We start from the raw sequence: 18,759 nt of genomic DNA on the forward strand, positions 1-18,759 counted from the left end.
TGGCGCGGTTACACTCTTTCAGGGGGCGGAAGGGGAGAAGTCGCGGGCTGGGCAGCGGTGTCGCGGCGGGTGAGATGGCGCAGGTAGCGGCGCTCGAACCCCCGGAAGACCCATGTGATGCACAGCACAATGAGGAAATAGAGCAGGGCTGCGGTGATGAACCCTTCATAAGCGAGGTAATAGCGCCCGTTCAGCCAGCGCCCAACGCCGAGGATGTCTTGTAAAGTGATCGTGCTGGCAATGGCCGAGCCATGCAGCATGAAGATGACTTCGTTGGAATAGGCCGGGATCGCGCGGCGGAAGGCCGAGGGCAAAATGATCCGGCGCAGGCGGCTGCGGTAGGAATGGCCGGTGGCGATGGCCGCCTCGACCTCGCCGGTTGGCGTATCCGCAATGGCACCCCGCAGCAGCTCGGTCGTATAGGCGGCAGTGTTGAGCGTGAAGGCAATGAGCGCGCACCACCAAGCCGAGGACAGGATCGGGTTCCACAGGAAGCTTTCGCGGATCATCTCAAACTGGCCGACACCGTAATAGATCAGATAGGTTTGCACCAAAAGCGGCGTGCCGCGAAAGACATAGGTGTAGCCCTGCACCAAGGGGTTAAAGACCCGGTGTTTCGACACGCGGGCAATGGCCATGGGGATCGACAGCAAGCCGCCCAACAGCAGCGACAGGAAGGTCAGGTTAAGCGTCACCCAGACGCCATAGAGGAAACGGTCAAAATTCTCAGCGATCAGTGCGATGTCGAGCGGGATATAGGTCAGCAGGTTTTCCATCATCACGCTCTCACTACGCCACGGTTGTAATGACGCTCCACCGCGCGCAACATCAGGTCGGACACGCCTGTCAGCAGCAGGTAGATGACAAATGCTGCCGCCATGAAAGTAAAGAGCTGTCCCGTCGAACGACCGGCGGTGAAAGCGTTATAGACCAAGTCTTGAAGCCCAATGACCGAGACCAGCGCCGTGGTCTTGAGTTGCACCAGCCAGTTGTTTGTAAAGCCCGGCAAGGCAAAGCGGACCATCTGCGGCCAGATGATATGACGAAAGATCAGCGATTTGCGCATTCCACAGCTGATGCCAGCCTCGATTTGACCGCGCGGGATGGCAATGATCGCACCGCGAAATGTTTCGGTGAAATAGGCACCAAAGATTACACCGATCGTGCCTGCACCTGCGGCGAACTGGCTGATCTCGACATAGCCCCAGAGGCCCGTAATCGCGCCGATATTATTAAGCGTCACCTGACCGCCAAAGAACACCAGCAGGATCAGCACCAGGTCCGGCACCCCGCGCACGATGGTGGTGTAGGCTCCAGCCAGTCGCTGGGCCAGGCGGTTGGCGGAAAGTTTCGCCCAAGCACCGAGCAGGCCAAAGATCAAAGCGATGACCAGCGATGTGAGCGCCAGTTTGATCGTCATGATCGTGCCGTCGATCAATTGTGATTGGTATTCCAAAAGCAGGTTCATCGCGTGTTCCTCAAAGGATCATCAGGGCAGCGCATGGCCACCCTGATGAATGGTGTAAGGCGGAAACTCACTCTCCCTCGGGACGGCCGCCGTAGATGTCGAAGGGGAAGTAGGTGTCGTTGATCTCGGCATAGGTGCCATTCTCGCGGATCGCGGCAATCGCTTTGCTCAGATTTTCGCGCAATTCGTCCTCACCCTTGCGCACCGCGATGCCCACGCCTTCGCCGTAGCATTCAACGTCTGTATGATCGCCGCCGAGGAAGGCATAGTCGGCCCCTGCCTCTGCACTCAGGAAGCTTTCCTGTGCGATCAGGCTGTCAGAAAGCTGCGCGTCCACGCGGCCAAGCGCCAGATCGCGGAACACTTCGTCTTGCGAGCCATAGAGGACAATCTCGGCATCGGGGAACAACTTTTCCGCGTAGCACTGATGTGTCGCGCCGCGCTGCACACCGATGCGCTTACCGGCCAGACCTTCGGGCGTGCCTTCGAAATCGGCGTCTTTGGAGGCCACCAGACGCGACGGGGTCTTGTAGTATTTGTCAGAGAAATCAATCTGGCGCTTGCGCTCTTCTGTGATCGACATGGAGGCCACGATGGCATCGAACTTGCGAGCTTTTAGCGCCGGGATCATGCCGTCCCATTCTTGCTCGACCAGTTCGCATTCACGTTGCATCTCGACACAGAGTGCCTTTGCAATGTCGATGTCAAAACCGACAAGCCTGCCGTCGGATTCCTTGGAGGAGAACGGAGGATAGGCGCCTTCGACGCCGATGCGCAGCGTGTCTTGGGCAGCCAGCGGCAGGGCGACGGCGCTCAGTGCAATGGCAGTTGCGCTGCTTAGGATGGTTTTACGAAACATAGGTTGGTCCTCTTTGTGGTTGGTCAGTTCATGCGCGATAGAAACGCTTGGAACTCTGGTGTTTGCGGGTTGGAAAACAGCTCTGCGGGCGGGCCTTCTTCACAGACCTCGCCCTGGTGCAGAAATACGGTTCGGGTGGATACATCGCGGGCAAAGCCCATCTCGTGTGTCACGACGAGCATGGTGCGGCCCTCTTCGGCCAGATCACGCATAACGCCCAACACTTCGCCCACCAATTCAGGGTCCAGCGCCGAAGTTGGCTCGTCAAACAGCATCACGTCAGGGTCCACCGCCAGCGCCCGGGCTATTGCCACGCGCTGCTGCTGACCGCCCGACAGATGCGCGGGGTAGTAGTCCGCCCGGTCCGACAAGCCGACCTTCGCGAGCAGTGCTTCGGCCTTTTCGCGGGCTTGCGCCTTGGGGGTTCCCTGAACGTAGAGCGGGCCTTCCATGACGTTTTCCATCACGGTCATATGTGACCAGAGGTTAAACCCCTGAAAAACCATCGCCAGACGGGCGCGCATCCCTTCGACCTGTCGCAGGTCTTGCGGCACGATCTCGCCGCGGCGGTTCTGCTTCATCCGCATTTGCTCGCCTGCCAGCCAGACCTCGCCGGAATTCGGCGTCTCCAGCAGGTTGATGCAGCGTAAAAAGGTGCTCTTGCCAGAGCCGGAGGCTCCAAGAATAGCGATTACCTCGCCTTTTTGCGCCTCAAGCGACACGCCTTTGATGACGTCATGCGAGCCGAAGCTCTTGTGCAGATCTTTAACTTTCAAGGCTGCGGGGGCGCTCATGCGGGTTCCTCCTGAGGGTGTGAGAGTGCGGCCAGCTCGCCCAAGGCAATCGGCTTGATCGGCGAGCGGGCGCGGGGCGGGGCGATAGGGCGGTCGGGCGGGGCGTCGGCGCTGAGCAGGCCGCGCAGCGTGGCGTCGCACATGCGGCCCTGACAGGGGCCCATGCCACAGCGCAGGGATGTTTTGATCTGGCGGTGGCCTTGGGCACCTTCGCGTATGGCCTGTCGGATGGCCCCGGCAGAGACTTCCTCACAGCGGCAGACGATGGTGTTGTCTGATGGCGCAAGTATATCGGTCGGCGGAGGGTATGCGGCATCAAGGAAGGGCCGAATGGCGCGGGCACGAAACAACGCGGCGCGGGCGCGGGCGGCACGCTGGTTGCGGGTGTCGCTGCTTAAGCGGCCTGATTGGAACAGGATATTTAACGCGGCCAATTCACCGGCCGCCGCAGCCGCCTCCGCCCCGCCGATCCCGGCACCGTCCCCGGCCACATGCAGGCCCGGCTGGTCGGTCGCACCCCAAAGATCATGTTGGGGCTGAAAGACTCCCTGCGCGGCATTCCAATGATGCGCGATCCCCGCAGCCCTTGTGATATGGGTGCCGGGGATAACCCCTTGGTGGGTCAGCAGCAGACCACAGGTAAGGCTTTGATCCCGCCCATTAGCCCGGAAGGAAAAGAGGATATTGCCGCTCTCGGTCGTGGTGGCGTGGAAGCCCGACGCAGCGGTGTAGCGCGGCACAGCCGCTTTGCGGATTTTGGCAATCAGGCTCAGCCCTTTCAGCAAGGTTGGCAAGCCAAACAGGGCGCGGGGCAAATGGGGGGATGCACCCAGCATCTGCCGATACGACTGTGTCTCGATCAGCGCCTGTGGGGGGCTTCCGGCGTCAATCATCTGTGCCGCAATCAGATAGAGCAGCGGACCAGACCCTGCGAGCACGGCATCCTCGGGCAGCATCCCAGCGGTTTTCATCAAAATCTGCGCAGCCCCTGCTGGCATCGCACCGGGGAGCGTCCAGCCCGGAAAAGGCACAGGGCGTTCCTGAGCACCGGTTGCGATGAGCACATGCGCAGCCGAGGTAGTCCGACTTTTGCCGCCCCGCGACCATGTCACCTGCGGCCCTTTGTCGAGCCGCCAAACCATCGCACCAGAGTGACGGGTGATGCCGGGTTGGTCGAGCGCATCAACCAAATCCGCCCCTGCGGCGTAGGCTTGGCCAAGAAAGCCGCGCTTGCTCCGGTTCTGAGCCACATTGCGATAGATCTGGCCGCCGGGTTGGGGCTGTTCGTCCAACATCAACACCTGCAAACCGTCCCGCGCCGCGACGGCTGCGGCTGACATGCCAGCAGGTCCGGCACCGATGATAATCAGATCAACCTCGGCCACAGTGACCTCCGTTCAAATCACGCAGGCCCGTTTGGCGACGGACGGACATACCCTCGCGCAGAAGGGTCATGCAGGCTTGGGTGTTGGGCGTGCCATCGACCTCGACCAGACAGTCAAAACACACACCCATCATACAATAGGCCGTGCGCGGTGCGCCCTGTGCAGTCCGCCGCGTCCACGCGCCCGAATGGGCCAGCAACGCCGCTGCGACAGTGACCCCGGCGGGCGCAGTGGCAAGCGCGCCATCCAGCGTAAACTGCACACGATCCCCGGTCTCAGGCAGCGTGCGAAAGCGCGAAGCGACATTCATCGAAAGCCTCCAGATCAGGGGTGGCGGATGTATTCAGGATCCACTTAGCGAGCACGCTGGCGTGTAGTGGGGCAAGCGTGACACCGCTGTGGCAGGTCACCAGAAAGGCGCCGGGATTCGGGCCCGATTTGGCATAGACTGGGTAGCCGTCGGGCGACATGACCCGCAGCGCACCCCACGCCCGGACAACCCGCACATCGGCAAGCGCAGGGAAGACCGTGACCGCATGATGAGCGAGTTTGGACATGATGGGCAAAGTCTCACGATCATCCAGTCCTGCATTCGCCTTGGTGCCGCCAATCTGCACGCCGCCCTCGTCGACCTGCCGGATGGTGCTGGACAGGAACGGCAGGCGGTCGCCCAGCTTTTCGGTGATCAGCAACTCGCCAAGCTGCGGCCGGACCTGTGTGATGAACCCAAGATCGCGGGCCAGAGTGGCAGCGCCCAGCCCGGCACAGACTATGACCTGCTCCGTGTAAGCGACCTCCCCATCCGCCAAAGCAAGCGCAAAGCCACCCCCAAGTTGTGGCCTGATCGCGGCAACGGTGGCTCCCAGTGTCACACGCCCGCCCATCGCCTGAACCGAACAGCGCAGGGCGCGAAGAAAGCGGAGCGGGTTTACATGGCCGTCGCCGGGCGAGAAACTCGCGCCGACAACATCGGGTCCAATGCCTTTTAACTGACTGCGCAGGTCATCCCCGTAGAGCATTTCATAGCTGGCGCGTCCGCCCAGATGCGCTGCTTGCTGTTCCAACTCGGCCTTGAAGGCGTCCATCTCTGACGGATCGGTAAAAAACTCGTAGCCCCCGGATTGGTCGAGTGCCACGTCAATGCCCGATAGCTCCTGCAACTGCTGCGCAAAGCCGGGCCAAGCCGCCAGCGCATCCATCGTCCAATGAGCGTAAGGTGCGAAATTAGCGCCTTTGCCTTGGCCCCATAAAAGACCAAAGTTCCCCTGCGACGCACGTGCATCACAGTCTGCCCCATCCAACACCCGGACACGCCGTCCGGAAAATAGCAGGCCGAGCGCTACAGAAAGGCCGACAAGGCCGCCGCCGACGATGGTTATTTCAGGTGTGCGTTGATGCATGCGATTCCTCCACCATTTAGATCGCAGCATTGCCTTCATAAGAATAATCGTAATATTTGCGTAATGCATTCTCTAAGGTTATGAATCACTATGCTCGCTCGGCTCACACACCGTCAGATCGAAGCCTTCCGCGCTGTGATGGAGACCGGCAAGGTCACCTCCGCAGCAGTCGTCTTGGGAACAACGCAGCCCTCGGTCAGCAAACTAATTGCGGATTTAGAACGCGCGGCTGGCTTTGAGATGTTCGAGCGGCAAGGCAGGCAGGTCGTGCCCACTCCTGAAGCGCGCGCGCTTTATGAAGAGGTTGAGCGGGCTTTCGTCGGGATGACGGAAATTTCCCGCGTCATTGAGGACATTCGAGACTTTCGGACCGGCAGCTTGCTGATTGCGGGGATGCCAGCACTGGCTCTGAAACTACTGCCGGATGTGATCGCCGAATTCATCGCAGACGAACCCGGAATCACTGTATCATTGCGCATCCGAAGCTCTCAGGCGGTGCTACGTCATCTGAGTTCGCAGCAGTTCGATCTCGGCTTTGCTGCCTTGGACAACGACCATCCCGCTGTCCTGCGCCGTGAGTTGTTCACGGCACCAATGTTGGCCGTGTTACCCCTCTCTCATGAGCTTGGGCGGAAAACAGTGCTCTTGCCGGGAGATTTCGATCAGCGCCCATTCATCGCGCTCGGCGCAGAAATTGGAACCCGTTCCGAAACAGATGCATTTTTACTCGCGGGCAGTGCTCGTCCTCGGATCGTTGCTGAGGCGCAATTGTCTGCGTCGATCTGTGAATTGGTGGCCGCTGGGGCTGGCATTTCAATAGTAGAGCCTGTGACAGCAACGCATTTTGGCAATCTCGGTAAGATTCTGGTGCGCCCATTGTCGCCTGTTCAGCCATTTCGATATGACCTGCTTCTACCAGCCACGCGCCAACCGTCGCGCATAGCGGACCAGTTTCTGAAATTAGTTGAAGCGCGGTTTGATGCGCTTCTTGGTGTTTAGGGATAGTGTCTCGGGCGAATTTATTATCTTAACGAACGCGCGGATGGAACGGCAGCTTTAGGAATGCCGTGGTGCGGCAACGGCAGGTCAGGCAGAGGTCCGGGTGGGGCCGCCCTCTGCAAAACAATGCGATGCTGCGACTGCGAATAGCTTCACACTCGGCACGGTCACAAATGGCTCAGAGCCACCGTTAGCTGCAACGAGCTCCGAGGACTGCTGCGCGGACAAAGCTGCCGTTTGATTATGTAAGGCAAACGACTGCTTCCTTCCTTGAAATGGCAAGGTCAGGTTTCAGGCAGCTTCAATCTCCGGAACCCGCACATCTGCGTTCCTGAGTTGCTGCGCCATGATTTCCGTAAATGGCAAATTTGGGTTTGCTTCAGCAAGCATGCCGACCTTCATCCAAAATTCAGCCTGCGCATTGATCGAACGACACATAACTGAACTGGACTTGCGCAGTTCCTCATGCATTTCGTCCCCAATCTTTACGATACCCATCGACGCGTCTCCCAATTTTGGTATATATGAATTGTATATGAATCGTATAATGTCGCGGCGACTCAAGGTCAATCTGGCTGCGGTTGCCACGAAGAGAATTTCAGAGTGACCATATTATGAATAGATATATAGACGTCTTTGCTGCACCTGAGGAGGAGCAGGCCCGTAGAACCGGGAGCATCAAACTTTATGGGCCTGACGCTTTTAAGGGTATGCGCCGCGCAGGCGACTTAACCGCGAGGTGCCTCGACGACATAGCCGATCTTATCTGCACTGGCACAGCCTTATCGCACATCAATACCTTCGTCCTCAACTTCGCTGCCAAGCACGGAGCCAAACCGGCGACGTTGGGCTATAAAGGCTATCCATATGCCTGCTGCACATCGGTCAACCATGTGGTATGCCACGGTTTCCCCAACGAGAAGAAGTTACGCGACGGCGATATCGTGAATGTTGACGTCACACTGATCCTGGACGGATGGCATGGCGATTCAAGTCGGATGTATGTGGTCGGAAAGCCGAAACGCAAGGCTGAGCGTCTTATCCAGATTGCCCATGAGGCCATGATGCAGGGGATCAGGGCTGTTCGTCCTGGGGCGCGATTAGGTGATATCGGCCATGCAATACAGACCTACGCATATTCCGAACGCTGCTCGGTAGTCCGCGAATTCTGCGGCCACGGCATAGGACAGGTCTTTCATGACTCCCCCGACATCCTGAACTTCGGCAAAGCTGGAACCGGATTGGAACTGAGAGAGGGCATGATCTTTACCGTTGAGCCGATGATCAATCTGGGGCGCGGCGAGGTGAAAATGCTTGAAGACGATTGGACGGCTGTAACACGTGACAAATCCCTTTCGGCACAATTCGAGCATTCGATTGGCGTGACATCGGACGGTTTCGAGGTGTTCACACGCTCGCCCAGTGGCCTGCACGCACCCGGGATCGAGCTTCCAAACGTTCATGTATAACGGACCATCGTCGCTACCGCAGCATCCGTTATTGTGGGCTCGAACCGGACATTAGCCGCACAACATATCAAAGTCGGTAGCGCGGACTTTTCCGACTTTCGCTGCAACCGCGAAATTGAATTCGCCTGAAAGCCAGCATCGATACCAAGGGCGGGGAGCCGACATTCGCTGCGCCATGCACAGAGGTCAGCAACGCGCAGGATAAGGACGAGTTTCCAGACAAGCTCGGATCGGGGGCCTCTTGGGTTCCCGGCCCGCTCCGGATATTTCAGATTGGCGTCATAGCTTTTTCGTGTATTCGCAATGAAGAATTCTCAAAGAGGTGGCCAGCTGCCGTGTTGTGGCAAGCAACCGAATGTGGCACCAAACTACACGGAGGGGCAGGCATGCCGACTAAAATCAGGGTGTTCGTAAGTAGCACTATGGAAGACCTTGCCAACGAGCGGGCCGCCGTGGTGCAACAGATTGAGCAACTTAACTTCGAGCCAGTCAACGCTGAGGGAATTCTTCCGAACGGAGGGAGTAGTTGGCAGGTTCTCGACCCGGAAATTCGATCCAGTCACATTTGCATATTAATCCAAGGCGATCGATATGGCTGGGTTCCAACTGAGGGATACGGTGCCGGGCAGAACAAATCGGTTACTCATCTTGAAATAGACATTGCCCGCGGCCAACGGATACCGGTGCTGCCCTTCTTCAAGAATCTCAAGTATGGCGCGGACTCTACGAGTGATGACGCCATTCTGAGGGACAAATTTCGCAAGGAAATTTCCGATTGGCGCGACGGTCTTTTTCGTGGGGATTTCAATTTAGCTGCAGACCTCGGCGACAAAGTGTTTCAATCATTGCTGGATGTTCTAACCGGGACATACTTACGCGAAGCAGTTGAGTCCCGGGTAGAGCGAACACCAGCGGCAATCAGTCAAACACCAGCATCCTGGGCACCGGCTCCAATTCCGCCATCGACCAGAGGATGCGCTACCCGTGAGATCCTTTTTGCCGGCGCGGGCATGTCCCTCAGCGCAGGTTTGCCGAGCGCCAACGCTTTGACGGGGGTTATTGCTCGAGAGCTCGGCTTGTCCCGGTCGACTACCACACGCCACAGCTTGGCTCAGTTGTTCGAAGTCGCCGAAAAGTCACTCGGCCGTGACCGTCTGCTCCAAATTATTGGCAACTTGCTCAGTCCGCCCCTCCCAGTTGAACCTACACCAGCTCATATCGCTGCGGTGCAGCGATTCCCGATCATTCTGACGACCAATTACGACATGTTGTTCGAGCGCGCCTGCGAGATGCTCAAAATCCCATACGGCGTTAGGACCCCTGGGGGTGAAGTTCCGGAAGATGATGCTAAAGTAAAAATTTTCAAAATCGATGGGTCAATCAGCAGTCCCGATACGCTGGTGCTGAATCCATATGATGCAGAACGCGCGCGCGAGGATTCTTCATTCTGGACCGACGTCCAGTCAGTTCTGAAAACCGCACGTCCTATCGTAATCGGACACTCCATGCGAGACGAAAACAGCCTGAAGCTGATGCGGTGCCGAAACCAAGCAATCAAGGGCGTCTATGTAGCGCCCAAAATTGATTTTGTTGACGGGCGTCTTCTGCTGGACCGCCTGAATCTCGATGGCGTGGAAAGCTCTGCGAGCGAATACCTGTGGTCGTCTCAAGCATAGCCTATGTTCGCGCGGGCCCTTCCTTAGAACGAGAGGCCCCGAGATCAGATTTGGTCAACTTTGCAAATGCACAACGCAACCTTGCAAACCTTCGGTCGCCGGGTGCCGCTACGGTGCCTGCCGTTGGCCTGCACCACTCACGACCGTAAAAATGGGCTGAAACCGGTCACCCGCCGCGCCTGGCACGAAGGTCGGCTGTGGTCGTTTGTGTTCAGGCTGGCAAGGTGTGCAATCACCGAGCCAGCCCTAACCGACACCTGAGCAGCATACACAGGAATGGCTGTGGTCCGGCTAACATGCAGTGTGCGGGTCGTGCAACTGCGCATAGAGAGCCGCTTGTGGAGGGAGAAATTAAAATACCAGTAATGTCTGCTTCCGGGAAGCTGCAGCGCGACATGCGATGGCCGGTCAAAGTCGGGAAAAGGCCGATCGCGCCAACGCTATGGTGAGTTTCGCCTTCGTTTAGCTGAGCCCTGTAACCTCCCAGTGGATTTGTGCCGGTCTGGTGTGTTTGGTGGCAGATCTCGGTGGGGTCAGGCTCCAGAAACCAATTCGAACCTACGCAACAATATTTCGTAATGCTTGATGGCGAAGGGGCCCGGAACGTTGACCCTATGCAGCCCACGGCAACGTTCGTTTCCCAATCCTTCATTGGAGTAATGAACCGAGAAACAAGATAATAAAAAAAGTCAATCGGGTCGAATTTCCGCCACCGCGGCATTCCGGAAAAAGGGCGGAGAGCAGCCGTTCGCTGCGTTCTGGATGAACGTCCTCGATGCGCAAAAAGCTGCTATTGCAATCTATGAGCGATTGGGTATTCAGGAAGAGAAAGCGTGGTAGAGGACCTCTGAGTAATTAAGCCTGAAGCTACGTCGTGCAGGCTTAGCAAGATGGCATACACATCAATCAGCTAAGGAATGTTGAGAGCCGCCTTCACACGTGAGAAGGATCGTTGAGGGATTACGCGGCATTCGCAGGTGCGCTACGCGCGTGTGGCTCACTTCAAGACACAATGAGGTAGTTATAGTTGCTTGATAACTTGTTCAGATTGGATGGAAAGCCAGAAATTTTAGTGGCTGGCGTGATGCCTCCGATGTCGCCGGGTGACACTGTAAGCAACAAAGTCTTTCCCCAAGGAGAATGGATTCCTCCAATACGTAAAATAAAAAACGTCACCTTTCGCAACGTGGCCTTCTCAAAAACAATTATTTCACGAATTACATTCACAGATTGCTTGTTCGAGGACTGCCTTTTTACTGGAGCCCATTTGAATGAGGTCGAGTTTCATGGCTGCAGGATCGTCAACTGTAACTTATGGAAGGTCAGATTGACTCGGGTCTATTTGCGGCCAGAAATGGTGAGGTTCGCAAAAAGATTTCGTGTTGAAGCCGCCAACGTGGGAATATCCGCCTACCATTCGATGCTATCTAACTTTGCTGAGGAGCGCCAAGATAAATTCTTCATGGAGGCTGACATCAAGTTTCGACGGTGGACCAGATACCAAATTTGGCATGACTTGCGCGTAGAGAAGAAAACTTTTCAAGAGGCTTTATGGGGCTGGGTTTGTAGCATCTTGCACGACTATATAACCGGATTTGGGTATCGCCCTTGGCGGTTTCTTTTTTGGACGCTGGTGCTCTTCTTCGCAGTGTCATACTTGAACTACACTCTTATCGGGGACGCTATTAAAGCAACTGACTTGGCGTCTACGTTGGCCTCGCCAGCGTCTGAGTTGCAAGGGGAGGTTGGGCTTGCAGGACATGCTTCCTTCATTGATACGGTATTCTATACTTTTTCCGTCCTTACAGTGCTTGGGTTTTCTTCCGTAACTCCGATGTCCGACTTTGCTAAGATTCTGTCGGTTATGGAAGCATTGGCAGCGATTGGATGGCTCGGTATCTTTACAGCAGTCTTAGTGAAGAGGTTCTTGCGTTGATGCTTCCAAAAACATCGATCCGACCCGCATCAGCTGAGGCGCTTTTCGGCTCCACTGCGCGTGGTGACGCGGACGCGCATAGCGATCGCGACTTCCTTATCGTTGATGATGATCCCAAGGTGCTTGTTGCCCGATCGGCAGAACTGGAGGCGCAGGGCGCGTCGGTCGCATCTTACACTTTCGCGAAGTTGAAGGCGCTATCCACTCACGGCGCCCTTTTTGTTCAGCATCTCAAACTTGAAGCACAGATTTGCAGAGACACAGACGGGCGCTTGGCGAAGCTGCTCGCACAATTTCGGCCTCGAACAACCTACACGCAGGAAATCAGCGATAATGCTGCATTTGCCACTCTCGCGGCTAACGTTCCCACCGGCGGCAGAGGAATGTTGTTCGCAGCAGACATACTCTATGTAGGTGTTCGCAACCATGGGGTGCTCACCCTGGCGGAGCGTGGCATTCACGTCTACGGATTCAACACCGTGGCGGAAGGCCTTGAGGCGGAGGGACTTGTAGCCCCAGGCGGCGCGCGGGCGCTGAGTTCCCTCAGATTCCTTAAGTCCTTGTATCGTAATGGTGAGTGCGTCGGTGATCGCTCGATCCACGACAAGGTCAAGGCCGCTTTAGAGGTCCTACCGGCGGCATTTTTCCCGAAGAGCGTCGAGATGCTCGACCCGCTTTGGATTATCGACGCGCCGAGCGCTGGAAGCAGGTCTGCCTACTTCGCTCTCAGGGACCTTGAACGTCGCTTATTAGCGCTTCAGGCGCTGGAGCTTGATCCGCGAATGGACGCCGAACTCGCTCAGCTCGCTCGCTGGATCGCCAACCCGCGTGCATATGCGTCGATATCGCAATCACTCGCCCCGGATGTTCAAGCTAAGATTGCAAAAATCGCACAAAGCTACGTTCCGAGCAAACGTTGGTCAGGGAGCTATGGGTAACTGTCTTGGGCTTTGGCAAACAAAAGTGCTGCACAGGACCGCGTTGATGGCGAAAAAAGGCTGCTTTGGGCTGGGACCGGTCATCTGTTGCGTCAGACTCGAAGGTCGGCAATGGGCCGTTCTTGCCGGATCAGCTTATGCTGCAAATGCGGAGACCTCCGCCCCTCACGTGGTCAGTTTGGGCTCGAAGAAGACGTAAGCTGCAACGAGCACTGAGGTCTGCTGGGCGGGACGAAGCTGACCTTCGCCGCATATTCATCGAGGTCCGCATCGGCGAACAGTATGAAAAATGGTCGTTCTAAGTGGGTTTACACTAATGTAAGAAAGGTTCGGAAACCCTTTGCCGACCATTCAGTAGTCCGCCGCCCAGACATTGAGGCTGGGCGACGATCAAGGTCAGCGCTGGCGCGCCGAAACCAGCAGCATCATTGGTCGCTCCAGTTCTTCAGCAAGCTCCGGAGTTTCTGCGATTTGATCATTCGTAGGCGCAAACTCTGCCACCCGGCGCAATTCGAACCCTTCGCTAATCAGCGTGTTAAAGGTGGTTGCCAAGGTTCGGTGCTGCTTCAGAACTCCTTTGGCAAGCCAGTCTGTGCGGCGCTCGCCCTCAATAGAATAGCCATTTACAGGCCATGTCTTCCGGCCGCCTTCGTCCAGCGTCCATTTCGGATGGGACGCTGCCATGAAAATCGGATGCTCAATGGTGAAAACCAGTTCTCCGCCGATGGCCAGCGATGAGTGGATCATGCGGATCAACCGTTCAAAATCCCGCACGTAGTGAAAGGTCAGAGCGCTATAAACCAGATCAAACGCTGCCTGGGGCAACTCAAGCGTTTCCAAGTCGGCAATCCGGTATTCGATACCGGCATCCTTCGTATCCGCTCTCGCACGTTCGATCATGTTTTGTGATAGATCGAAACCAAGAACCGAGGCCGCCCCTTGGTCACGAAACCAACGTGAGGCCCAGCCGAATCCACAGCCTAAGTCCGCTACACGCTTGCCGGCAAGTTCGGGTAGCAGGGCTCGGATCGCCTGCCATTCCGGCGCACCCTCCAGCCCGTCTACCTGGCGGGGAAGCTGGCTGTAGCCAGCGAAGAAGTCGGGATTGTCGTAAATATTCTGTGCCATGTTTATCTCCAGTAAAAGGGAGGACGAAGCAGGTTTTCCACGCCAAAATAGCCTCGTCCAAAAGGGCGAGGCCGAGATTGGCAATCGGCGTGGTCAGTTCGCGTGATCGTCATCCCGGCATCCCGCCATGGGGATACCGGCCAAACGGGCGACAATGTGAATGTCTTTCTCAACCATGAGGGCTGTATCGGCCACGGGGAGAAAAATGTCAAAGTTCCTGTTTTTATAATCGACGTTCAGTCTACACATCGCCTATTCCGCGATGCGCAGCAAACCTTCTTCTTGGGCAGGGGGCCAAACCGCGCTGATTGGGGCTGCCATTAACCCTGTCTAAACCAACGGGATTGCTGGAGGTTCGTGACATCCTCGTGACAGCAGACCTTCGTGCGCTACGCAGCATCAGACGATCTGGGCTCACAGCTGACCTTCGCCACAGCTGCAGATAGAGGATCAGGCGTTATAGGGGTTTAAGGTTCGTAGTGCAGACTTAGCAGGCGTTGCCAATTTTCTTAATTTCTGAAAGAGCGAGCCTACCGCAAACTGAAAGTTCTTGCTCTGTCTCATCTTGGTTCATTTGGTCCTGCCGTCGCGAAAAGTTCGCCTGTCGAAGCCCTTCGAGCGGGCCTTGGTGCATTCGTCGGGCTTGCTTTGGCTGGAGCCTTTGTTCTCGCACCAACGATTGATTTGACGCTTGGCTTATATTTGGTCGCGCCGTTCGGAGCGAGTTCGGTTCTTCTTTTTGCCGTTCCGAACAGCCCGCTGGCTCAACCGTGGTCGGCGATTATCGGCAACGTTATCGCCGCCTTGGTCGGTGTTGCGGTATGTCTGGTCGTGCAGGACCCCGTTCTACGTATTGCTTTAGCTGTGGGCTTGGCAATTACCGTGACTATACTGTGTCGTGCGTTACACCCACCGGCTGGTGCCGTCGCGATGACAGTAGCAATGAGCCCTGACGCGGTGCAGGAGTTAGGGTTTTATTTTGCCCTTATGCCGATTGGGATCGGCACGGTCGTTTTGGTCCTCATTGCCATGGTATACGGACGCATGACAGGGCGACACTATCCATTCCGCCAGTTCGATGATCCCAACCGTTATGGGACGCAAGACCTTGAGCCAATGAAGCGTCTTGGATTAACTGAGGCAGAACTGTCCGACATTTTGGGCCGCTATAAACAATCTTTCAATCTTGGGGTCGAGGATCTGGCGCGCTTGCTTGGTGCTGCGGAAATGCAGGTGGCAGCCCAAAGGTCGGGGCCAACGGTCGCCGCTGATATCATGTCGCACAATCTGATTACGGTTCAGCCGGAAACGCCTTTAACAGAGATAGCAGATTTGTTCCGGCGTTACCGGTTTACAGCATTGCCGGTCGTAGGGGGTGCAGACCGATTTCTGGGGGTCATCTTTCAAATACATCTCATCGACCGGGCTCGTGAGGATAGTTTGCGCCTCAAGCGCGGCTTCGGGAAGGCATTACACCGACTGCTTGACCGCCGCCGTGAAATACCTGTGCAAGCAACTGATATCATGAGCGTCGGCGGACCACGTGCAACCGCAGACACCCCCTTGTCGGCGCTGCTTCCCCAGATGGCTGACGGAGCTGTTGACGCCGTCCCCGTCTTAGAGCGCGGTCAACTAATAGGGATCGTCACACGCACGGATCTGATCAGCGCGTTGGCGCGGAAAAGTCTGGATAAATAATCTATAGAATTACGAAATTCTCGCATGAGTTATGAAATGCATTAACCAAGTAGATTTTCGCACGCCTCCCGAAAAAAACATTGGAGAGCTCACAAATTCTTCGTTTGGCGCTTCAATAAACCCTGTTTAATATCCAAGGCGCTTTTGATCATCGTCGCCTCTCACCACGGTAACAGACTTTAGCTGCGCAGTCGAAAAGCGGCAAAGTGGGCTCAACGCGGTCGTTAGCTGCCCGTCGCATGATTGTTATCTGCGCGGACCTTGTTGCCCTTCGTCGCTATAGTTGAATAGACCGCCATTCTGACATCGTTAAGCCCGAGATCGCCGTGAGCGCTAATATTTCTGGATGGCTACAAGTCCATATTATGGTCGCGGCGAAAGGCTCGTTTGGCGAAGCTTCACTGCAGCGTCCGGTAATGTAGAGAAGATCGAGTATGGGCCGAATAAAGAACTCGGATAAAATACAACTACGCTCTTGTGCTGATTTTCGAGTCATCTATTTTGCGTCAAATGGATTTGATTTACCCAATAAACTTCGTAGGCCATGATGAGTGGTTGGCAAGCGGATACGCACTTGAACTGGCGCGTGGCGACGTCATAACCCGTGACGGCGAATTTCTCGGAACCTGGCGTGTCGTAGAATACGATCCTGGAAATGAATGCAGCAGCGGAAGTTTTGAATTCGTTAAAGATGGGGAAGATATTGCGAAGTTCGCCGAAGGTTTTGCATTGCTCGATGTCAGGGCCAATCGAGGGTTTGCATTGTTAAACCTGACCCGTTCGATCAGAGAATGGCACGACGCTCAACTTATCTGATGATGCGTTGCTACCGGAAAGCAATAGGCGGCCAAGCTGAACACACCCAACCCGACCACTTTGGAGTTGCTGTATCGCAGCGAAGAATCTGATTCCGAATGTCGGCCATGGCCCGAAAAACTCAAACTTCACGATGGGCGGGAAGCGATCCTTCTCTACACGCGCAGCATGTCAGTCCGCCATTACCAATAGCGGACTTTCGTGGCGTTTTGATCGGCTCTACTGTCAGGTTCATTTGGGCGGTGCAATACAGGAATTTTGTTAGCCCGGACTGCATTCGAAACCGGTTCCTCAGCTTGGATGAGGGCGCGGGCTACGAAGAAATGAAAATGCCGGGCAACGTCATGGTCGTTGGTATGTGGGACACGCATCTCGGGGAACACGACTTCTGGGAGACGGCTTACGAAGTCTTGATTATCATCACGCTGGATACCACCGAGATTCGGGGGCTGATGGAAGAGGCATGATGGATCACAATATCAAGGCAGAATTGCCGGAAACCCTGGCGGAGCGTGTTTCAATGCTTGAGGGAATCTTGATCAGCGCGGCAACTGGCGGCAGCCACGAAGACCCGTCCTACGGGGTCCTCCGGGCAGAATTCATGAATGACCCGGATATCCGGGACCGGCTGCCGCACTGCGTTCGGCAGTATCGGACCCTCTTGGCATTCTGGCCTTACATCAAACAAGAATGCGGCAACTATGCCGGTCGGCGGCAACTGATCACTGAGGCCTTCACTCCATTGATCGACTACCTTGAAGCGCCCTATCGGACACCAGGAGACGCAACAGTCACAGATGCGGTGAGGGCCTTCTCTGCCGATGGAGTAAGTGAAGCCTGGGCGCGCGCACTGAACAGGCGGTCTATAGATCCGGAAGGGGCGATCACTGCGGCACGCACGCTGCTGGAGACTGTCTGCAAGCACGTTTTGGATGAGGTCGGCAGGCCCTACACCGGCAAGGAGGATCTCCCCAGGCTTTACGGCATGGTCGCACAGGAATTGAACCTCGCGCCGAGCCAGCACACGGAGGAGCCGATCAAGGCGATCCTGGGCGGGGCTATGAATCTTGTGAATGGTCTCGGAACGCTGCGGAACCGACTCTCGGATAGCCATGGGAGGGGTGGCAAAGTTCCCGTGAAGCCGGCAGCGCGCCATGCAGCCTTAGCCGTGAACTCGGCCGGCGCCCTGGCTGCCTTTATCGTAGAGACCTACACCGAGAGGAAGTGATGGCGCTCGTCCCGTTCTCCGCCCCCTGCAAACTCTCGTTCTGAATGAGGAACCAATGGGGGCAGGTCAGGTCAGCAGCGTTTTAAGTGCGCGTTACATATAAATGCCCCAAGTATTTATTTTTCATTGGCTCCAAGCACTGCGCGGCATCGTGGATAAGTTCGTCAGTATAGATCAAAGCCCTCAGGTCGACTGGGGTATCATCGGTTAGGTTATGATACACGAAAATGCGCCAAAGCAGTTCAGGAGCGTTCTGAACTTGGCAGCAGCTGATTACAAAATTGCCTTGCACCCAATCCGGCGGATTAACGGGTCCTTATCGCTGCTGCATCTTTATTGGCAGCGCCAAATCCGACCGCAGCAATCCGGAGACCTCCACTTTCGGTTTTTTCGACAAACGGACAAGAAAGAGAAATATGCCACGGACCTCTGCTTCTTTTTGCGATTCCACGCCGACAAGTTGCTGATTGATCCATGCGCTTGTTATCTGGATCGGCATCAGACCGTCCGGTATTGCCCGACGCCTTACGCGGCCCAGGCGCCCGGAGGATTTTGTCATCTCAGCTTTCGCGAGCACCTGAAGAGCAGACCAAGGATCAAGATCAGGCCGAAACGAGCCGATGGCCTGTCTGTATTTGGAAACCAGACGCATGTGATTGTTCCTTGCATTTCCAGGTATCCGGTGACGAATTTCTGGCGTTACGGCCGCCCAGTCTTCCGGCAACAGCGTTCCGAATGCCTCAAGAGGGTGGTCAAGATTTTTAAGAATATGTGCTAAAATTTTGAAATCCACCGCCCTGTGCACCCAATCTACGGGGCTTGGCTGTCCGCGCTGAACCGCGTCTTCGAGAGCGGCATTAAGGTCGTGGAATGTGACCACGCTCCTTTGAATGTGCAGCGCAGGGCTATCGGTTTTCTGATCGTTGTGCGGAGTGAAGTCAGTCACGTGTGTCAAAGCGTTCATG

20 protein-coding genes are annotated in these 18,759 nt (G+C 56.1%); 9 read left to right on the forward strand and 11 right to left on the reverse strand.

Translation table 11 applies throughout. The features are described from left to right. Positions 1–8: 8 nt before the first annotated feature. The 7 genes from ACVBAU_RS02400 to ACVBAU_RS02430 all read right to left on the reverse strand — a co-directional run bounded on the left by ACVBAU_RS02400 (position 9) and on the right by ACVBAU_RS02430 (position 5,906). A complete protein-coding gene (locus tag ACVBAU_RS02400) occupies positions 9–779 on the reverse strand; it encodes an ABC transporter permease (RefSeq protein ID WP_448327670.1) in 771 nt (256 codons plus the stop codon). Continuing rightward, positions 779–1,468 carry an ABC transporter permease gene (locus tag ACVBAU_RS02405; protein WP_448327672.1) on the reverse strand — a complete coding sequence of 230 codons (690 nt, stop codon included), beginning with the start codon at positions 1,466–1,468 and terminating at the stop codon, positions 779–781. The genes ACVBAU_RS02400 and ACVBAU_RS02405 overlap by 1 nt, the downstream gene beginning before the upstream one ends. 67 nt (positions 1,469–1,535) lie before the next feature. Beyond that, entirely contained in the window at positions 1,536–2,327 is a 792-nt protein-coding gene (locus tag ACVBAU_RS02410) for an ABC transporter substrate-binding protein (protein ID WP_448327673.1), read from the reverse strand. A 23-nt stretch (positions 2,328–2,350) separates the two neighbouring features. Further along, positions 2,351–3,121: an ABC transporter ATP-binding protein gene (locus ACVBAU_RS02415; RefSeq protein WP_448327676.1), complete on the reverse strand. Its 771-nt coding sequence runs from the start codon at positions 3,119–3,121 to the stop codon at positions 2,351–2,353. Next, positions 3,118–4,506 carry an FAD-dependent oxidoreductase gene (locus tag ACVBAU_RS02420; protein ID WP_448327678.1) on the reverse strand — a complete coding sequence of 463 codons (1,389 nt, stop codon included), beginning with the start codon at positions 4,504–4,506 and terminating at the stop codon, positions 3,118–3,120. The genes ACVBAU_RS02415 and ACVBAU_RS02420 overlap by 4 nt, the downstream gene beginning before the upstream one ends. Continuing rightward, positions 4,493–4,816: a (2Fe-2S)-binding protein gene (locus ACVBAU_RS02425; RefSeq protein ID WP_448327680.1), complete on the reverse strand. Its 324-nt coding sequence runs from the start codon at positions 4,814–4,816 to the stop codon at positions 4,493–4,495. Before ACVBAU_RS02425 ends, ACVBAU_RS02420 begins: the two co-directional genes overlap by 14 nt. Then, a complete protein-coding gene (locus ACVBAU_RS02430; protein ID WP_448327682.1) occupies positions 4,782–5,906 on the reverse strand; it encodes an NAD(P)/FAD-dependent oxidoreductase in 1,125 nt (374 codons plus the stop codon). Before ACVBAU_RS02430 ends, ACVBAU_RS02425 begins: the two co-directional genes overlap by 35 nt. Before the next feature lie 90 nt (positions 5,907–5,996). Between ACVBAU_RS02430 and ACVBAU_RS02435 the strand changes: the two genes are divergently transcribed. Next, positions 5,997–6,905 (forward strand): LysR substrate-binding domain-containing protein, encoded by a 909-nt coding sequence (locus ACVBAU_RS02435; protein ID WP_448327684.1) that lies wholly within the window; start codon positions 5,997–5,999, stop codon positions 6,903–6,905. Between the two features lie 291 nt (positions 6,906–7,196). Here ACVBAU_RS02435 and ACVBAU_RS02440 read toward each other — a convergent pair whose 3' ends face one another. Next, a complete protein-coding gene (locus ACVBAU_RS02440) occupies positions 7,197–7,403 on the reverse strand; it encodes a ParD-like family protein (protein WP_448327685.1) in 207 nt (68 codons plus the stop codon). A 116-nt stretch (positions 7,404–7,519) separates the two neighbouring features. Here ACVBAU_RS02440 and map point away from each other — a divergent pair, with 116 nt between their 5' ends. The 4 genes from map (at position 7,520) to ACVBAU_RS02460 (ending at position 12,924) form a co-directional block, all read left to right on the forward strand. Then, the gene (gene map, locus ACVBAU_RS02445; RefSeq protein ID WP_448327687.1) at positions 7,520–8,374 is read left to right on the forward strand and encodes a type I methionyl aminopeptidase; all 855 of its coding nucleotides are present in this window, start codon (positions 7,520–7,522) and stop codon (positions 8,372–8,374) included. Positions 8,375–8,760: 386 nt separating this feature from the next. Next, positions 8,761–10,050: a DUF4062 domain-containing protein gene (locus ACVBAU_RS02450; RefSeq protein ID WP_448327689.1), complete on the forward strand. Its 1,290-nt coding sequence runs from the start codon at positions 8,761–8,763 to the stop codon at positions 10,048–10,050. Positions 10,051–11,077: 1,027 nt separating this feature from the next. Continuing rightward, the gene (locus tag ACVBAU_RS02455; protein WP_448327691.1) at positions 11,078–11,986 is read left to right on the forward strand and encodes a pentapeptide repeat-containing protein; all 909 of its coding nucleotides are present in this window, start codon (positions 11,078–11,080) and stop codon (positions 11,984–11,986) included. Further along, entirely contained in the window at positions 11,986–12,924 is a 939-nt protein-coding gene (locus tag ACVBAU_RS02460) for a nucleotidyltransferase domain-containing protein (protein ID WP_448327693.1), read from the forward strand. The genes ACVBAU_RS02455 and ACVBAU_RS02460 overlap by 1 nt, the downstream gene beginning before the upstream one ends. 396 nt (positions 12,925–13,320) lie before the next feature. On the opposite strand, the gene ACVBAU_RS02465 is transcribed toward ACVBAU_RS02460, so the two are convergent. Beyond that, a complete protein-coding gene (locus tag ACVBAU_RS02465) occupies positions 13,321–14,052 on the reverse strand; it encodes a class I SAM-dependent methyltransferase (protein ID WP_448327695.1) in 732 nt (243 codons plus the stop codon). 93 nt (positions 14,053–14,145) lie between these two features. Continuing rightward, positions 14,146–14,301, reverse strand: a complete 156-nt coding sequence (locus ACVBAU_RS02470) for a hypothetical protein (protein WP_448327697.1) — start codon at positions 14,299–14,301, stop codon at positions 14,146–14,148. A 306-nt stretch (positions 14,302–14,607) separates the two neighbouring features. On the opposite strand from ACVBAU_RS02470, the gene ACVBAU_RS02475 reads away from it, so the two are divergent. From ACVBAU_RS02475 to ACVBAU_RS02490, 4 genes are all read left to right on the forward strand, one after another. Beyond that, positions 14,608–15,750: an HPP family protein gene (locus ACVBAU_RS02475; RefSeq protein ID WP_448328888.1), complete on the forward strand. Its 1,143-nt coding sequence runs from the start codon at positions 14,608–14,610 to the stop codon at positions 15,748–15,750. Positions 15,751–16,227: 477 nt separating this feature from the next. Next, entirely contained in the window at positions 16,228–16,566 is a 339-nt protein-coding gene (locus tag ACVBAU_RS02480; protein ID WP_448327699.1) for a hypothetical protein, read from the forward strand. Positions 16,567–16,895: 329 nt separating this feature from the next. Beyond that, positions 16,896–17,033, forward strand: coding sequence for a hypothetical protein (locus ACVBAU_RS02485; RefSeq protein WP_448327700.1), 138 nt, complete (start codon positions 16,896–16,898; stop codon positions 17,031–17,033). Then, the gene (locus ACVBAU_RS02490; protein ID WP_448327702.1) at positions 17,030–17,794 is read left to right on the forward strand and encodes an abortive infection family protein; all 765 of its coding nucleotides are present in this window, start codon (positions 17,030–17,032) and stop codon (positions 17,792–17,794) included. Before ACVBAU_RS02485 ends, ACVBAU_RS02490 begins: the two co-directional genes overlap by 4 nt. 316 nt (positions 17,795–18,110) lie before the next feature. Here the strand turns inward: ACVBAU_RS02490 and ACVBAU_RS02495 are convergent, their stop codons facing one another. Then, positions 18,111–18,758 (reverse strand): hypothetical protein, encoded by a 648-nt coding sequence (locus tag ACVBAU_RS02495; RefSeq protein ID WP_448327703.1) that lies wholly within the window; start codon positions 18,756–18,758, stop codon positions 18,111–18,113. Position 18,759: the final 1 nt, after the last annotated feature.

This window comes from Sulfitobacter sp. M13 (assembly GCF_053474885.1).

What these genes read in the sequence shown, in the direction of transcription:
- ACVBAU_RS02400 (WP_448327670.1), bottom strand. Translation starts at nt 779, where the DNA reads ATGATGGAAAACCTGCTGACCTATATCCCGCTCGACATCGCACTGATC.
- ACVBAU_RS02405 (WP_448327672.1), bottom strand. Translation starts at nt 1,468, where the DNA reads ATGAACCTGCTTTTGGAATACCAATCACAATTGATCGACGGCACGATC.
- ACVBAU_RS02410 (WP_448327673.1), bottom strand. Translation starts at nt 2,327, where the DNA reads ATGTTTCGTAAAACCATCCTAAGCAGCGCAACTGCCATTGCACTGAGC.
- ACVBAU_RS02415 (WP_448327676.1), bottom strand. Translation starts at nt 3,121, where the DNA reads ATGAGCGCCCCCGCAGCCTTGAAAGTTAAAGATCTGCACAAGAGCTTC.
- ACVBAU_RS02425 (WP_448327680.1), bottom strand. Translation starts at nt 4,816, where the DNA reads ATGAATGTCGCTTCGCGCTTTCGCACGCTGCCTGAGACCGGGGATCGT.
- ACVBAU_RS02430 (WP_448327682.1), bottom strand. Translation starts at nt 5,906, where the DNA reads ATGCATCAACGCACACCTGAAATAACCATCGTCGGCGGCGGCCTTGTC.
- ACVBAU_RS02435 (WP_448327684.1), top strand. Translation starts at nt 5,997, where the DNA reads ATGCTCGCTCGGCTCACACACCGTCAGATCGAAGCCTTCCGCGCTGTG.
- ACVBAU_RS02440 (WP_448327685.1), bottom strand. Translation starts at nt 7,403, where the DNA reads ATGGGTATCGTAAAGATTGGGGACGAAATGCATGAGGAACTGCGCAAG.
- map (WP_448327687.1), top strand. Translation starts at nt 7,520, where the DNA reads ATGAATAGATATATAGACGTCTTTGCTGCACCTGAGGAGGAGCAGGCC.
- ACVBAU_RS02450 (WP_448327689.1), top strand. Translation starts at nt 8,761, where the DNA reads ATGCCGACTAAAATCAGGGTGTTCGTAAGTAGCACTATGGAAGACCTT.
- ACVBAU_RS02460 (WP_448327693.1), top strand. Translation starts at nt 11,986, where the DNA reads ATGCTTCCAAAAACATCGATCCGACCCGCATCAGCTGAGGCGCTTTTC.
- ACVBAU_RS02465 (WP_448327695.1), bottom strand. Translation starts at nt 14,052, where the DNA reads ATGGCACAGAATATTTACGACAATCCCGACTTCTTCGCTGGCTACAGC.
- ACVBAU_RS02470 (WP_448327697.1), bottom strand. Translation starts at nt 14,301, where the DNA reads ATGTGTAGACTGAACGTCGATTATAAAAACAGGAACTTTGACATTTTT.
- ACVBAU_RS02485 (WP_448327700.1), top strand. Translation starts at nt 16,896, where the DNA reads ATGCCGGGCAACGTCATGGTCGTTGGTATGTGGGACACGCATCTCGGG.
- ACVBAU_RS02490 (WP_448327702.1), top strand. Translation starts at nt 17,030, where the DNA reads ATGATGGATCACAATATCAAGGCAGAATTGCCGGAAACCCTGGCGGAG.
- ACVBAU_RS02495 (WP_448327703.1), bottom strand. Translation starts at nt 18,758, where the DNA reads ATGAACGCTTTGACACACGTGACTGACTTCACTCCGCACAACGATCAG.